Origin of the sequence: Haliea sp. E17 (assembly GCF_048323675.1) — a bacterium.
Taxonomy (GTDB): domain Bacteria; phylum Pseudomonadota; class Gammaproteobacteria; order Pseudomonadales; family Halieaceae; genus Mangrovimicrobium.
This window is the reverse complement of the sequence record NZ_JBLWFK010000001.1, coordinates 108,430-124,556: the sequence shown is the minus strand read 5'-3', so window position 1 is coordinate 124,556 and position 16,127 is coordinate 108,430. Positions and strand designations below refer to the sequence as shown.

The 16,127-nt window shown below is 47.4% G+C and carries 14 protein-coding genes; 4 read left to right on the top strand and 10 right to left on the bottom strand.

What is annotated here, in order from left to right; translation table 11 throughout:
- The first annotated feature begins 177 nt into the window (after positions 1-177).
- From ACNKU3_RS00510 to ACNKU3_RS00495, 4 genes are read left to right on the top strand one after another with little or no spacing between them, the layout of a single operon-like run.
- Positions 178-1,353 carry a glycosyltransferase family 4 protein gene (locus ACNKU3_RS00510; RefSeq protein ID WP_418257441.1) on the top strand — a complete coding sequence of 392 codons (1,176 nt, stop codon included), beginning with the start codon at positions 178-180 and terminating at the stop codon, positions 1,351-1,353.
- 46 nt (positions 1,354-1,399) lie between these two features.
- Positions 1,400-2,137, top strand: a complete 738-nt coding sequence (locus ACNKU3_RS00505) for a glycosyltransferase family 2 protein (RefSeq protein ID WP_418257440.1) — start codon at positions 1,400-1,402, stop codon at positions 2,135-2,137.
- Positions 2,138-2,164: 27 nt separating this feature from the next.
- Complete coding sequence (locus tag ACNKU3_RS00500) at positions 2,165-3,499, top strand: lipopolysaccharide biosynthesis protein (RefSeq protein WP_418257439.1); 1,335 nt, start codon at positions 2,165-2,167, stop codon at positions 3,497-3,499.
- Positions 3,496-4,476 carry a sulfotransferase family protein gene (locus tag ACNKU3_RS00495; protein WP_418257438.1) on the top strand — a complete coding sequence of 327 codons (981 nt, stop codon included), beginning with the start codon at positions 3,496-3,498 and terminating at the stop codon, positions 4,474-4,476. Before ACNKU3_RS00500 ends, ACNKU3_RS00495 begins: the two co-directional genes overlap by 4 nt.
- Positions 4,477-4,563: 87 nt before the next feature.
- On the opposite strand, the gene ACNKU3_RS00490 is transcribed toward ACNKU3_RS00495, so the two are convergent.
- The 10 genes from ACNKU3_RS00490 to ACNKU3_RS00445 all read right to left on the bottom strand — a co-directional run bounded on the left by ACNKU3_RS00490 (position 4,564) and on the right by ACNKU3_RS00445 (position 16,106).
- Positions 4,564-5,490, bottom strand: a complete 927-nt coding sequence (locus ACNKU3_RS00490; RefSeq protein ID WP_418257437.1) for a sulfotransferase family protein — start codon at positions 5,488-5,490, stop codon at positions 4,564-4,566.
- Complete coding sequence (locus ACNKU3_RS00485; RefSeq protein WP_418257436.1) at positions 5,487-6,590, bottom strand: glycosyltransferase family 4 protein; 1,104 nt, start codon at positions 6,588-6,590, stop codon at positions 5,487-5,489. The genes ACNKU3_RS00490 and ACNKU3_RS00485 overlap by 4 nt, the downstream gene beginning before the upstream one ends.
- Positions 6,587-8,236, bottom strand: a complete 1,650-nt coding sequence (locus ACNKU3_RS00480) for a hypothetical protein (RefSeq protein ID WP_418257435.1) — start codon at positions 8,234-8,236, stop codon at positions 6,587-6,589. The genes ACNKU3_RS00485 and ACNKU3_RS00480 overlap by 4 nt, the downstream gene beginning before the upstream one ends.
- Positions 8,233-9,468, bottom strand: a complete 1,236-nt coding sequence (locus ACNKU3_RS00475) for an O-antigen ligase family protein (protein ID WP_418257434.1) — start codon at positions 9,466-9,468, stop codon at positions 8,233-8,235. Before ACNKU3_RS00475 ends, ACNKU3_RS00480 begins: the two co-directional genes overlap by 4 nt.
- Positions 9,469-9,920: 452 nt before the next feature.
- Positions 9,921-10,670, bottom strand: coding sequence for a WecB/TagA/CpsF family glycosyltransferase (locus tag ACNKU3_RS00470; protein WP_418257433.1), 750 nt, complete (start codon positions 10,668-10,670; stop codon positions 9,921-9,923).
- Complete coding sequence (locus tag ACNKU3_RS00465) at positions 10,667-11,587, bottom strand: ExeA family protein (protein WP_418257432.1); 921 nt, start codon at positions 11,585-11,587, stop codon at positions 10,667-10,669. Before ACNKU3_RS00465 ends, ACNKU3_RS00470 begins: the two co-directional genes overlap by 4 nt.
- A gap of 17 nt (positions 11,588-11,604) precedes the next feature.
- On the bottom strand, positions 11,605-12,408 hold the full coding sequence (locus tag ACNKU3_RS00460; RefSeq protein WP_418257431.1) for a CpsD/CapB family tyrosine-protein kinase: 804 nt from the start codon (positions 12,406-12,408) through the stop codon (positions 11,605-11,607).
- 20 nt (positions 12,409-12,428) lie between these two features.
- Complete coding sequence (locus ACNKU3_RS00455) at positions 12,429-14,201, bottom strand: GumC family protein (RefSeq protein WP_418257430.1); 1,773 nt, start codon at positions 14,199-14,201, stop codon at positions 12,429-12,431.
- A 76-nt stretch (positions 14,202-14,277) separates the two neighbouring features.
- A complete protein-coding gene (locus ACNKU3_RS00450) occupies positions 14,278-15,534 on the bottom strand; it encodes a hypothetical protein (protein WP_418257429.1) in 1,257 nt (418 codons plus the stop codon).
- A 5-nt stretch (positions 15,535-15,539) separates the two neighbouring features.
- Positions 15,540-16,106 carry a polysaccharide biosynthesis/export family protein gene (locus ACNKU3_RS00445; protein WP_418257428.1) on the bottom strand — a complete coding sequence of 189 codons (567 nt, stop codon included), beginning with the start codon at positions 16,104-16,106 and terminating at the stop codon, positions 15,540-15,542.
- Between the last annotated feature and the right edge of the window lie 21 nt (positions 16,107-16,127).

The window sequence follows — 16,127 nt, the reverse complement described above, 5'->3', positions numbered from 1 at the left end:
CGATATTGCAGCGAGTTTATCGAAAGAACGCCTTGAACAAAAGCATTCAGCTGTAGACAGGCACTGGTATCGCCCCATAATCTACGCATAATGTATATACAATAATCCCGGTAGCGGAAAATGGCTTGTAGATTCGCTTGTTCTCTCCCGCGCCACCAATAACGACAACGATTATCCATGACATTACCCCACACCCCACAGAGAATTCTCATTGCGCACAATTTTTATCAATTCGCGGGCGGAGAAGATTCAGTCGTGCGCTCAGAGGCCCAATTACTCGAAAAGCACGGACATGATGTCCAATTATACTCACGTCACAACGACGAAATTATCAGTACCGGCAAGCCGAAACTGGCTATCGAAACATTCTGGTCCCGGAAAACAGTCAACGAGATCGAGCAACTCATTGACAATTACAAACCAGACATCATACACGCCCACAATACTTTCCCGTTGATCTCCGGATCCCTGTATTGGACCGCAGCGACGCGAGGCATACCAGTCGTACAGACAATCCATAATTTCCGGCTTATGTGTATACAAGCAATGTTTCTGAGAGAAGGAAAAGTCTGCGAAGACTGCCTTGGAAAATCACCCATCCGCGGTGTACTCAGGAAGTGCTATCGCGGTTCCACAAGTGCCAGCCTGGTGGCAGGATCCGCGCTATCGATGCACCGTTGGAAGGGAACCTACTCTAAGACAATCTCCGCGTATATCGCCCTCAACGAATTCTGTAAGCAAAAGCTGATAGAAGGAGGTCTACCACCAAATAAAATTTTTGTTAAGCCCAATTTTGTCGATCTTGACGTATATCCTGGGCACAGACGCACAGGAAACCCACTTTTCGTAGGGAGACTTAGCGACGAAAAAGGAGTAACCCAGCTATTGGCTGCACTCGACCAATCTCCAGGCATGATTGTGGACTTTGCTGGTGATGGGCCACTGAAAGATGTGGTGATTGCGCACCCCCAAGCGAATTACCTGGGTTTACTTGGAACCACATCCCTCCAGAAGACTTTGCTCAACGCACCATTCCTGCTCATGCCCAGCATCTGGTACGAAAACATGCCCAGAACACTTGTAGAAGCCTACGCTTGTGGGACGCCGGTTTTTGCGAGCAAACTCGGAGCGCTGGCCGAGCTGATTGAGCAGGATGTTACCGGACTATTGTTCTCACCTGGTGACTCCCGGGATATCGCTTCTACGCTAAAGTATGGTGTTAATAACATGGCCAGGGTTCGACAATTGGGCGCTAATGCTCGTAGGCGTTATGAAGCCAGTTATACTTCTGCAGAAAACTACCAGTCACTCGCTAACATTTATAACCAGGTAACGTCGCAGGGAGTAAACTGACAAAGACCTTATTGGCCAACTACCTTCTGACAATAATTGACAGTTAATGCACAAACATGACCTTAAAGTTACAGTAATTACACCCGTCCTCAACGGCGAAGAAACCATAGCCGAATGCCTGGAATCAGTCAGATCCCAAAGTTACGGCAATGTCGAGCACCTGGTTATCGACGGGTGCTCTAACGATTCCACCCTGGACATAGTGCGAGAGTATTCGGTTTCCTACAGATCAGAGAAAGATACCGGAATATATGACGCATTTAACCGGGGTGTACGCTATGCCACGGGTGATATTATTCACATACTCAATGCAGACGACTTTTATGCCTCCCCAAACTCAATCCAGACGATGGTGGCATTCATGACAGCCAACAACCTTGACATTGGACACGGACTGGTCGAACAATTTTCAAGCGATCGCGAAAAGACCATAAAAGTTGGTAAAGACATCAAAAAGCCTGAGTTATTACGCAAAATGCGTGTCGCACATCCCGCCACTTTCGTGAGGAAGAGTGTCTATGAAAATCACGGACGATTTAGCGAAGGTTTTAAAATTGCAGCAGACCAGGAGTTCTTGTTAAGGGTATGGGATAAAGTTGAAATAGGCTTCATACCTGAAGTGATTGTGAAAATGAGGATCGGCGGAATAAGTACCACTCAGTTTCTAAACAGTTACAAGGAATCGATGGCCGCTAGCATTCTGCACGGGCAGGCCCCCACTAAAGCCTACCTGATATATTGCTATGAAATTATCAAAAACAGCTTCCTGAAACTATATCGGTAAACAACCAATAAAAATCCGAACAGCACTATGAGTTTAGCCAGGCAATTGGTAAAGGATAGCGGTTGGGTCTTGCTGGCGAGAGTTGGCGGAGTAGTTGTCGGCCTGTTGTTTTACTCACTTATCACTCGAACACTGCCCACCGATGAAGTGGGATCATATTTCCTCGCTTACGCAATAGCCCTCGTACTGTCGACATTGGCTGGTCTTGGGCTACCAAAGACTTGCACGAGACTGATAGCTCTCGCGAAAACAAAGCAATCAGCTGGCTCTATTTCTGGAATATTATCGAGCTCAATTTGTCTGACCATCGGGGGAGCAATATTAACTGCCATAATTTTCATGACGCCAACTTCCAGAGACATATTTTCCACTCTTTTCAGTTCGTTGCAAACATACCAGATAACGTGGCTCATTGTTGTCTGGATGTTTCTTCTATCGATACGTCAATTGCTCGCCGAGTCTTTTAGAGGATTGGGCAATATAAAACTGGCTTCAATCTTTGGCGGACTTGTAGGTAATAGTGTTGGCCTATCCATCCTTGCTGTAGCGATAGCATTTAAAATCTCTCCCATCGATCTGAAAGATTGTGTTACGTACACTACATCAGGACTCCTAATAAGCTGCTTGATCAGCATTCTTCTGCTATTAAAAGACAGGCACGGAGGTGATAAATCCGAGACTCCAACGTATACCTCAATATTGGCAATTTCAACTCCGATTTGGATAACTGAAACCGCTCAAATAGCGATTACACACTCCAACACCTGGATAGTGGGCGCATTATCTGATACCACTCAGGTCGCTCTTTTTGGCACTGCAATGCAACTTGTTATATTGGTTTCTTTTCCACTAATCGTGATCAATAGCGCAATACCTCACCTGGTAGTCAAATTAAACGCCTCATCCGACAAAGTTCGATTGAGTAATCTTCTACAAACTGTAGCGACGGTATCATTCATTCCCGCAGCCGCTGTCGTTTTACTTATTGCTGTCTTTGGGGCGCAGGTACTCGAATTTGTGTATGGGGCTTCCTATAGAGCCGGGGCTCCTGTACTCCTTATACTCGCAATCGGGAATCTGATAAACGTCATAGCTGGACCTTGCGGCGTAGTTCTTATAATGACAGGCCATCAGAAGAAAAATATGATACTTACAGTTCTGACCGGAGCCGGAAGCATTCCGATTGCTCTATGGCTTACGCCACAGTACGGAGCAATAGGCGCCGCTTTTGCTGCATCGCTTGGTATAGCGGTCCAGAATACACTTGCTTCAATCTATGCATATAAAACATTGGGCGTGAGGACTCACATCACAAGTTCAGGAGACACCCTTAAATCACTGCTGGAATTCAAACTGACATGAGTTCGCATATTAAGCCAGTTTTTATCTTTTCTCTTCCGAGAAGTGGATCCACGCTTCTACAAAGGATTATTGGAGCGCACCCGAAGGTCAGTACTACATCTGAACCATGGATGTTACTACCATTTTTTTACTCGTTACGGGATGATGGAATTTTTTCGGAATACAACCATTTCAGCATGCATTCCGCATTGCAGGATTTTATACAATGCCTACCGAAAAAAGATCGGGATTTTACCGATGCGATAGGTAGTATGGCACGTCAGCTCTACTCAAAATGCTCAAAACCGGGCGACACCTACTTTCTGGACAAAACTCCTCGATACCACCTTATTTCCAATGAGATTGTCGATACTTTCCCTGACGCGAAATGTATATTTTTATGGCGTAATCCATTGTCTGTAATCGCCTCTTCACTGGATACATTCGGAAATGGAAAGTGGCGCCTCTATGATTATAAGGTTGATTTTTACACCGGATTCGAACAACTTTATGCTTCCTATATGAGAGCAAAAAGCACCAGTTTTTCCCTAAACTATGAAAATCTTATTCTTGAACCCGAGAAAGTTTACGAAGACCTTTTCGCTTTTCTGGAACTGGACTACGACGTGAAACTAATAAACGATTTTGCTTCTGTTAGACTCGAAGGAGGTGCAGGAGACCCTACTGGCACAAAAAAATACACAAGCTTGAGTTCTGATCCGCTCGACAAGTGGAAAACAACACTCGCTAATCCAATACGCAAACGTTGGTCAAAGCGTTATCTAGATTGGATAGGAGAAGAGCGTCTGCTCGCAATAGGTTATGACATAATGACCTTGTCAAACGAACTGAAATCAATTAACAGCAAACCCAACTACGTTATGTCAGACACGATAAGGATAGGATACGGTTCAATGCTAAATGTACTTCATACTAACCTTATCCGTAAAAAATTGTCTTTGTTAAGTTGTCCAGAACGTATATATAGCTTGAAATAGCAATTTCCCATACGAAGTATGAGGAGCAATCAACACATCCAGAATAATCTCACTGAATCACTCACATTCTCCGATGGGGCATACTGTTTAACGAACCTCCGATTCGTCCGGCTGCCGCCACTCATCCAACTCCCTTCCTATCGTTTGTGCCAAACGACTATTACTCTCGATATAAAACTCGGCGAGCTGTTTACGAACCTCGGTAGTCATTTCGATTTCTGGAGTAGTCGTTTTGGTATTATATGCAATCAATCTGGACTTCATTTTCTGACGCATTCTGTAGGGAAATATTGATTTAATTATCCTCTTCGTCACGCCTTGCCTAGCAATCATTCCCAAGAGCCATCTTGAACGAATCTGCCCCCCTACATTTTTCCTTGACATATCAGGGGCACGAAAGAAAGGGTCGACGCCAACATGCCGATAAAGCCTTGAAAGTACATTTTCAGGATCATCGGCCAACTCTTCTGTTGTAATAAAAAGGAAATTTTTACGTGGTATTACCTGTAGCCATTTCTGAATAAAATGCTCATAGTTTCCTTCATTGCGATATCCCCACCACCCTCCTGGATCGGCTTCAATTCGCTCTTCCTCCCTAGCGATTGCATCCTCAAAACTCAAGTTCTCTTCGCCTGACCTGACCTTATGCAGATAGTGTGACCATGCCCTGGACACCGGCTCACGCATGATTACGACGATCTTAGGCGGTTTGTCCCCATAGACCGATAAAATTCTGGGGAGCACCTTCTCTCCTCTCACGAGGTAGGACGGAGTGATATCTCCAATCGCTTTGCAGGATGAACTGCAGTCGAAATAGAGGTCTACAAATCTATCTACTCCAAGACCGAATATCTCATCACAATTAAAAAACTGGGTCTCCTTTACCGATGAAAGACCTATCTCAGGATGTTGCTTCAAATAATGGTAAAGTGAGGAAGTGCCACTCTTACTTGCGCCAACGACAAGGAAGTTTGGAAAGTCCCACCTTAGACCAACAGTTGTCGATTGAATCACGATCCAGCAATTTCCATTTCCAGCAAAGCATTTACTGTAGATTCGACCTCAGAAGGAACACCATGCTTTCCTGCCTTCTCGATACTTAGCTGATACATCCTATCTCGCTTTATGAGGCACTTCGTGTCGCAAAGTAACTTCAGCCCATCAAAAAACTGCTGTTCGTCGTTAGGGTCGATAATTAGGCCATTTTCGCCATCATTGATTACAAGATTTGCATTTCCTGAGTAAATGCTACCCAGTATAGGAAGCCCGGTCATAGCTGCTTCTATCTGAACTACCGGACCATGGTCCTCGAGTGTCGGACACACGAAGTTCCCAGCACTACGCATTAGTTCAGCTACTTCTAACTCGCTACGAAATCCGTGTAGTACAAAATTCCTGGAATATTGCTCAGGAATCTGTTCTTCAATCGATCCTCGCAATTCGCCGTCACCAACTATCCATAATGTGGCTTTAGGATAATTTTCAACTAACAGTAGAAAAGCCTTAATTAACTGCGTTATACCTTTTCGCGGAATCAGCTGTCCGACGTACAAAAATACCTCTGACGAACGTTGATTCATATTTTCCGGCGGGTAGAAAATATTACTCGTTACAGGATATGAAATCATTCTTTTCGGCTGGTCCATGCCGATTGATTCAAGGTATCGAATAGACTCATTGGAATAGCACAAAAAGCCCTTAACATTTCGTCCAAGCCACTTTCGAACCGCCAAACGAAACCTTCCGTTAAATCGCCGTTCAGTGGTAGGAGTTCCTTCCCATCTGAGGTAGACAGGAATATCTGCAGATAAGGCGTACAAAAGAGTAAAAAATAGCAATGATCCAAGCTGCTCACTAACGATAACCTTGGGCCGATATTTTTTGAGCGTTACTGGCAACTGGATAGGAACGTAAATAAAACGTCTGAAGAATCTCAGTGTTACTCCCTTTACTACATAAAAGTTTTCAGGTACATCCCCGATATACCATTGACGACCAGGCTCAATTTTACGGGCAAACAAGTGAATACACTCAAGACGCTTATCACTGTTTATCATCACTCTGGAGGGAATCGTATATGGCGCGATGGACGTACTGACAAATGCTACCTTCATTGGTACGCCTCAATATATTCTTCTACATACGTAAGGCCAAGAGAAGGCACCTGAAGTCTCCCGTTAGTGATATCTCCAGATTGTAGTACTTGCTCTAACTTAAAGTAATTGCCCTCTGTAAGGTTCATTGTCTCAGCGTCAAATTGCAGGACTTTCGCCTCCTTGAACGGTAAAGTTATATTTACTTCCTCAAAACTCAGGTTTAATACGATCGCCTTTCGGCTTGCGCCATTTGACAGCACTGCAACTACCGGTTTAATTTGATCGCTGGAATAGACTCCACTCCCATAAAATGCAGTATTGCTTTCAAGCTCTACAACTCCAAATTTGTCCGCTCCATAAAAAAGTTTATTCAACAATAGAAACGAAATTGAGTTTGAATTTAGGGAACTATCCGGATACATGATCGACATTAAACCCCTGCCGTTGGCCAGCAGATGAACCTGATATGTTCGTAGACCGGGAACATCTCTGACCCAATAAGCAAAGTACATAATGTTGAATATTGTTCGAGCTGGATCTTCCGCACCAAACCCCAGAACAGATCCCTTCTTACCACCGATTAAACCTACTTCTGAAATCCAAACGTCCTTGTTTGGAAAATATTTTTGTACGTAGGCGGCGTATTGACGCGGGACATGTTGTGCTGAAGAGAAAACCCATTTAAATTTAGCCATCCTTTCCAGATCTGCATCGATCAGTGAATGGCAGTTGGAATTATTTCTAAGGTTACCTACTTCCAGTGTCGTCGCCTTATCATAAATATTAATATAAGGATGAAAAATTGCCGCATCAAAATCTACTTCACTGTGATTCAGGTAGCTATTCCAGCCCAATTCATAGTTTGTGATGTTCTCCGGAACATTTATGTGTCCTCGTGGCACCAACGGCTCTGCAGCTACAAATCCAATCCGATCATCCGAATATTTGGACCTGATATACTTCGATAGCCTTTGAGCTTTATAAAGATAACTCACCCACCCCCAATTACCATCTGGTGAAATTTCCTGATACTGCTTCTGCGAAATCTCATTTCCCATCTCCCAGTAGATCCGACCAGGATAAATATGCTTTATCGTTTCAATTACCTGCTGGTTATATTCGATGCTTCTCAGATACGGGTTCAAAATAATAAATGGTTGGATCCCCTCATCTTTTACCAAGCTTAAAAACTCGCGATAGTCACTTCGGATCAGAAACCCACTATTATCAATCTTTTGTTGGTCAATTGATTTATGCATAGACAGTAATGGGCTTTCATCAACCAGGTGTGCATCTAAAGTCATTGAGTCCCAATCGTAATAGTTGGCGTAAGTCCCGGGGGGAAATCTCAATGCGCCAACTGGAAATGAATCGAGATAGGCACGGTAGGAGAGCCTGGTAAAACTTCCCGGTTTGCTGGAATTGCCTCCGCGAAACGACGGATTAAACCCTATGATTTCAGAATTAAAATAAACCAGATTCTCCCAGGCCAACTTCCGGATGCTGGTAGAACGACTGCCTGATTGGACCGCAGAAAGGCATCCGATGATATTTTGATATTGAGGAAGTTTCGTTTCGATTGCCTGACTCTTCGAATCTAGCATCCACGTAATCGTCAAAGCGCTAAAAACTACAACACATATAGCTTTGTATTTTTTAGTCATTTAATTTTTGATATTCTGGCTCGAGTTCGAACGTTAGCTACACTCATTCTAGGATCAGCACTGGCAACTCCGAGTAATACCCAGAATATCGCGGTGCCAGCTGGATAGAACTGTGTCGCAACAAGCATTGCGATAAGTACTGAAATCAATACCTTTGTGTATTGCTCTCCATAGAAATAGAAATCATTCACCTGTAAGCGCAACGCACGAATATAGATGATCAAGAAAGAAGCGACCGCAAAAATTCCTCCTTGTGCCATTTCTTTCACCCACATATTGTGGATAAAAGAAATTTGCAACTGATAACTCTCAATCGTCTGGGCAGGAGGGCCAAATAGCCAGTGATTAGCGACTACTTTTAGAGCAAAATCGTATTGCGCCAATCTATCATCAACAGTTGCGGCGGCTTCATTTGTACCACCTAGTGATTTTATCCAGCCAAGAATTTCCGAACCAAAAGCGGAAACAACCAGGACAGTAATTAGTCCTCCGCCGAGCGTAGCAACGTAGAAAACCCCCTTCCATCGCTTACTGCGATTGCTCAATATCGTCACAAACCAGTATACGCAAGAGGAAATCAGGATCGTTAAGACAATATTTCGCGACTGCAATGCAGCTAATCCGACCAGAACAACGGACAATAGTATGACAAACTTGAGAATCCCCCCCCTTCCAAATAAGATTGTCCCTTTTCTACTTGCTACGGCTAAAAGTAACACCAGAGACAATAGCAGTCCCATATCGCCGTAAGAGGTAATCACACCGACAGATTTGGGAAGGTATTCTAGCGCAAGGCGCGATTCTGCTGATCTTGCAAAACTGAAGTCAAGAATACCCAATGCCGAGAACAAGGCGCTTATCGCTCCTATTGCTGCTACGATAATTAGACCATCCAGTGTCCTTTGCAGGTCCTTTTTTGTGGTTATAAACAGAACTGGCAAAATGAAATAGAGCATATCTTTGGCCAGAGAATAGATCGAATTCCAGACGGCATTCTGGGTCCCGAGAAGATTTATCGAGTGAAATATCATATATACGAATACACAAGCCAACGCGCTTAGTAATCGGGATTTTTGCTTCGGACCGAGCGACGTTAAACCAGTTGCGTAAAAGAATAGTGCTAGTACAAATAGTATCGGACCAAGAATATTGTCGACTGACAGCGAGCCAATAATTCCAAACTGGTAAAATGCCAGGGACACAACCCAGATAAATGACAGCAAACGAATCACGGTGTAGCCGACGCGTAAATATCTGGGTCCGACTTTTTAAAGCCAAAATAAATATATCTCAAACTGTACACGCCCAATTCATTGTTAACTGTCGCCCCGTCGCTTTCTCGTTTTTCTCAATCTGCCTTTGTCCCGTCTAGCCTTTTTTAACCAAAATTGATCAACCAGCTTAAGTAAGAATATTATGCAAATCGCCTGTTCCAGAGAATATAGGGTTGTGTGTCAGTCGTGGATAAAAATGTATGTAACCGAAAACCTGTAGATCAAAATTCGCTCCTTCGTAGGCTCTTCCTTTACTCATATTAATAGTTTCGGACGTGACGTATTTCTTCAAATTTCTTATGTGTTTCAATCAAAGCAGGCATATGGCCTGGCTACAAAACATCGAGGAGCCAATCCAGTCCAGAAGTGCATTCTATCTCGCACGATATCGCTACAATACTGAATTTCTTTTACACCCTGACTACCAATAGAGATTTCATCATTTCCCACATGAACACACAGTTTGTGACTAGATACCGTTTCCACAATCGCCGCGGCTCACTAGCCAGGCGATGAAGCCATTCGAGACCGAGTCGCCTCATTACAGGAGAGGCCCTTCGAACCGTCCCGGCATGAAAATCAAATGCAGCCCCTACCCCCATCAGGATACTCGGTTGTAGCTGGTGCCAATTGCGAGACATCCATATTTCCTGTTTGGGTGCTCCCAGTCCCACCCAGACAATATCAGGCCTGACCCGGTCAATGCGTTCAATAATTTCTGCATTCACCGCACCTTCCATCGGTGCAAACGGCGGTGAATAGTGCCCCGCAAGTCGCAGATCCGGATAGCGCTCATTGAGTTTCTCCAGTAATTTAGCCAGCGTTTGTTCCGTGCCACCCAAAAAGAAATGGGAAAGGTGGGGAGCCTCCTCCATAAGGTACGTAAAGAAATCCGGACCCGCTACCTGGGTGATACCGGCGACTCCGCGCCATTTGGCCACTACAGACAGTGGACGCCCATCCGGAGCCGCCGCCAGCGACCCGTTAATCGCACAGCGCAGATCCGCGTTTGTTCGCGAATCCACCACGGTATGTACGTTCGCAAAGCAAACATATCCGCCGTAGCGGTTATTTACAGCACGCAGCACCCGGTCCTTCAGGCCTTCAGCTTCAAGGATTGATATATCGCTGTCCAGCAGCCGAACACGATCGTCGTTCATGAGATACTCTCTACGCGTTTCAGGGAATCAAGCAGGTCCAGTCCGGATTCGCCCAGTACAAATTCACGGGCGATTTCCATGTCCTCGCTAATCTCGTCTATGAACGCCACACCACCAATCCGCCGGCCTCGTACGACTTCCAGTATTACTTTGGTATCGAGCGTCCGAACACCTTTGGCATAACCGTAAAGCAGTGCGTAATCACAGAGCATATTGATGAGGCGAGGAATGCCTCCGGAAAAGAAATACACGGAATAAATTGCGCTTTTGTCAAAAACCTCGCGTCCTGATCCCGCCCGGTTCAACCGGTGGGAGATATACTTTGGCGTCTCTTCCACGGCCAGCGGATAGAGGTGGTATTCGACAGTAATGCGCTGCGCAAATTGCTTTAAATGAGGATTCCGAAGTTTCTCGACCAACTCCGGCTGCCCCATCAGGATGATTTTCAGCAGTTCATCCTCACCGGTGTTTATATTATTCAGAAGTCGAAGCTTTTCGAGAGCCTTCAAGCTCAGGTTCTGGGCCTCGTCCACGATCAGAACACAGGTCTTGCCCTTGCTATAATTTTGCACGAGGAAATTCTGAAAATTTTTCTTCAGCGTTATTTTGTCCGTGGTGTGGTCGAGGTTGAAGGACATGGAAATCCACTGGTACAACTGCTCTGCGGTTTCCTCGTCGGTATCCGCGAGCAATCCGACCTGTATCTCGTCCGCGTCATGGTTGTTAAGCAGGTGGCGCAGCAGTGTCGTCTTGCCTGAACCAACCTCACCTGTAATAACAGTAATTCCGCGCTGGGACAGGAGTCCGTACTCGAGCATCGAATAGGCAATCTCGTGTTGTGACGAGAGATACAGAAAGGCCGGATCGGGATTCAGATCAAAGGGCCTGGTTGTAAGACCATAATGCTCGAGGTACATAGTGCACTGCCGTTTTGTCAGTATGATTTGTTTAAAATCGTCCCCAGGATGTCAACGCCTTCCAGCAGTTGTATGCAACGCTCCATTTCCTCGGGCGTTGTCACACCGCTTTCCACTACCAATAGTGTCGTATCGACGTAAGGCACAAACACCAGGGCGTCGTCGTCCCGCAACAGGGGTGGAAGGTCGAATACGATAATCCTGTCGTCATAGCGGTATACGATTTCGTCAAGCGCCCGCTTCATTTGCGGTGAAGACAGTATTTCCGAAGTCGCCCCTGAGACAGGGTTTGCGGGCAGGATTGTCAGTCGCTCCATACCCGGATTGACCAGGATATCCTGCAGTTCGACTGCGTCCTGCAGGTACTCGACCAGCCCGGCTCCGGTAGACAGCCCCAACATGCCCAGTAGATCCGGCCCCTTGAAATCAAGGTCTACCAGCAGCACGGTCTGGTTCACATCCCTGGATAGGGCAATCGCAGTATTCAACGCAGTCAGTGACTTACCGGCATCAGCATGGGCACTGGTAATCGCCAGTGTACGCCAGCCCTGCTCGCGGAATTTTTTCAGTATCTGAGTGCGCAACTGGCGATAGGGCTCAGCCCTTTCATCATGTTCAAACGCGGCAACAATACGGCTTTTGAGCAGAGTGTCTTTGTCAGGCGCTTCCACCCGAGTACAGGTTTCGCCACGACGCAATTCCGGCGAATCATCCTTAGTACCTGACGGGTTAATCCCGGCCCGATAACCGGCGCGCGCACTTTTTGCCTCTGCCCGCCGCTCCTTGCGCGCCTTGTCTATCGCGTCCTTTACATATTCCATCAGACTTTTCTCTCACCCGCTCAAAGCTTGCCCAGAATTTCGTACCACATCACATCCAGTGGCCTGACAAAAAAATGTAGCGCCAGTAGAACAACTAGCGTTCCAGCGACTCCGCCCCCCAACAGCCAGTAACGCTTGCGCTGGGGGTCCGCGGCGGCAGTCTCTTCGGGGGAATTTATGTAGGGGATTGTGACCAGCGGCGCCACTCCCATAAGCTGCGATAACTGCTGCGGACTGCGGATACTGCCGTCCATTGCTTCCAGCAACAGGCCGACTCCAATGCCCGCACCCGCCGCGAATACAATGCCAAGAACCAGAATCGCTGGCCGATTCGGGCTGGAGGGTTCCTCTGGCATGATGGGCGGTTCCACCATGGTAAAGCGCTGTCCCTTGCGTCCGGCTTCCAACTCACCGGCAAGTTCCGCTTCCTTCAGCTTTGCCCTGAGTTCAAGGTTTTTGGCACTGATTAGCTCGAGATTTCGAACCATATTGGTGTACTGGCGCTCAATCACCGGAGCGTTAACTGCCGCAACGGATAGCGAATCAATTTGCTCTTCCAGCTGTGAAATCTGCTCATCCAGACTCCCCTTTTCAATACGCACAGTCTGCAACTGGTTATCCAGCATCAGGTAAGCGGGATTATCTGGCGGTGGTGCGGCGCCGACGTCATCCATACTTTCGATCTGCCGCTGGAGTTGCTCGACAATCTTCCTCTGCGCCACCACATCGGGATAGGTGTCCGCATATTTCGCTTCAAGAGCATTCAATTCGCTCTGTCTGCTCTCCAACAGTCTCAGCAATTCGTCTCTGTTACCGGCACCACCTGTAGAAGCGAGCAGCGAATCTATCTCGCGTTGCAGACGCACAACGTCGGGGTGGGTTAGCGAATAGCGAGCGGCCACTCGGCTGTATTCAGACTGAAGCGCTTTCAGGCGATCAACATCGCCCAGTACCGCTTCTCCAGTGGGCAAAACAACGGGAGAATATTTGTTGGTTGTCGCGAGGCGGGCAACAAGGTCGCCCTCCCGTTTGATCAATTCCTGGTTCCGCGACTCCAACCCCACAAGCTGGGTCTGGTAGCGCACCATGTTTTGCATATTCAGCCGGTAGACTTCGGGCAAGGCAGCCTGGTTGGCGGTTTTGAATTGTGCGAGTTCAGCCTCCAGGTTTCGCATTTCATCTGAGGACTTTTCTACTTCACCTCGCAGGAACTCCGCGGTAGAAGACGTTTTCTCCGTACGGTTCCTGAGATTTTCGTTGAGGAACAGGCTGGTCAATTCGTTGGTGATTTTCAGGGACTTCGCGGGATCATCCGCTTCAAACGAAAGTGTAAATGCGATGGTTGCCTCCATTGGACGACCACTGCGGGGATCGACTACCTGGGAGTTGAGCAGGTCAAGGCTCACAGAGTCAATAAACTCCTCGAGGACCTCCGTGCGCGGCATACTTGCCAGTTCTTTATCATCGTACAACTGATTTTTTCGAACGAGTTGCATGATGTTCTCCAGGGTCAAAACCCTGGCACGTATCACCTCGATCTGCTGGGTGGCAAAACTGGTGACGGTCGAACGCACCATGTCTTCGGGAATTTCCTGCTCTTCGATCAAAATAGTGGCTGAAGTCTTGTAGCTCGCGGGCCACAGCAAGGCTGTCAGGAGCACTACCACAAACAGGCAGCCGAAAGTCAGAAGTATCGATTTACGCCGCCGCCTGAACCCCGCGATATAGTCCTGTATGCCCATGGTCTGCATCGGTTCACTCGCAAATGCAACGGGCTGTTCAGCAATTGTCATCTAAGCACCTGTTCTGTTTGTGGTGTCGCTATCAGCCACAGTCAAAGCCGCGAGCGATTACGGTCGATGGCACGGGCTACAATATTTCCCTTGGCAATCGGTAAGAGACACCGGCCGATACAAGATTGCTGTCTCCCGCCCCCGCACTTGCAGCTTTATATTGTTGTGTGCGATATCGGTAACGCCCGCTAACCCACCAGTTTTCGGCAAACTGGTATCCAATACGTACGCCCACTTCCCCGTATTCGCGCTCCTGAGCGATCGCTGAACTTGCGCGTTTCGACAAACCGTAGCGCGTATCGACATCCAGGCGCAGGCGTTCCACTGGCTCCCAGTTCCAGACAAAACTGGCCTGGGAATCTTCACGCAGGCCGCCATCGGCGCTGGGTGAATAACGTGAAAACATCGTGAAATTCAGGCTGTACTGCTCTTCCTGGAAATCCACGGACATATTTCCGGTAAACCCGTTACTGTCCTGATCCTCAAACTCAACGAATACAATCCGGAAGTTCTCAATATCAAAGGTGTAGTAACCACCATCGATTTTTGTACTGACTTCTGTCGCACCCACAAGAACGTTGAAACGCAGTTTTTCCGAGAATGCCCAGATAACGCCGGCCTGCAGCCCATAGGTCGTCGACTCCACGCTGTTTAGCGCCCTATTCCTGTAGAGCGCATAATTCGGCACCATCTGCAGATACAAGCGCTCGTTCAACAGGTAGCTCCAGGCAACATTCATCAGGCTGTAGTCGTAGTCCTGGAATAGCTCGCTCTCGTAATCCACTTCCTGCCATTGCAGTGTCGACTGCAGGCGCTGCCGTTCCGTAAGTTGCCACGACCATTCCGGCCGCAAGACGATTCGCTCTTCACGGGTCGCGCCCTGTATCTGCGCCAGACCTCCCAGGCCCGTATCCAGGAACTGCGTGTTCAGTGTGCTGTCACGTCGGTACTGGCCATACAGTGAGAGCCTTTGCCGTTCCCAGTCGTAGGCGATACTGGCGGAAAAATCCTGGTTGTCACTGTCAAAGTCATCTGCATCTGGTTCCGCAAAGTTTGGCGAAAGATCTTTGCTGTCAGCGCTGTCGTAATGCTCCGAATACAGCCTCAAAGTAGATTCCGCGCTGAAACGCGGCGTTGCCCAGCGGCCGGACACGCCAGCATTAGCCAGCCAGCCGGAAAGAGAAATGCGGTTTTCCGGCGTGATGCGGATATTGTCGTTGTATTCGTACTCGAACCCCGCGCTACCACTGATGGACGTCTCGGCCGAAATTGCGCGCGCCGACAAAAATATCGCAATAACCGCAAGTACCGCTGACTGTCGAACCGCGTCCATGATATTCAGGGAACCACAATCAGGTCGCCGCTCTGCAAGATGATATTGGTGTCCAGATGCTCGCCGTTCTCGATCGCGCCGTAATCAAAAGGCATCGCGGTTTGCGTACCATCCACATTCCGGCGCAACACCTGGATATCATCTTCATCCGCAAATGAATTCAGGCCACCCGCCCATGCCAGCGCCTGCGCCACGTCTACGGGAGCAATAACAGGGAATGCTCCCGGACGGTTTACCTTTCCCATTACATAAACAATGTTTCCTTCCAGGGCTCGAAGCGAAACAGTGACAACAGGACCGTCGTTCAGGTATGTCGACAACGCAACACGAATTGTCTCGGTAACCTCGCTGGGAGTTTTACCGCCCGCATGTATCTCACCTGCCAGGGGAACGCTGATATAGCCATCAGGACGTACTCTCACCTCCCGGCTAAGGGCTTCCTCATTCCAGACAAATATTTCGAGGACATCTCCAGCATTAATTTTGTAGCCACCGGCATCCGCGAAAGCGACGGGGAAAAAACAGCTCATCATCAAGACAAAGAAGGCGACCGTTATATTTTTTTTATACATTTATTATTCAACCATCTATAC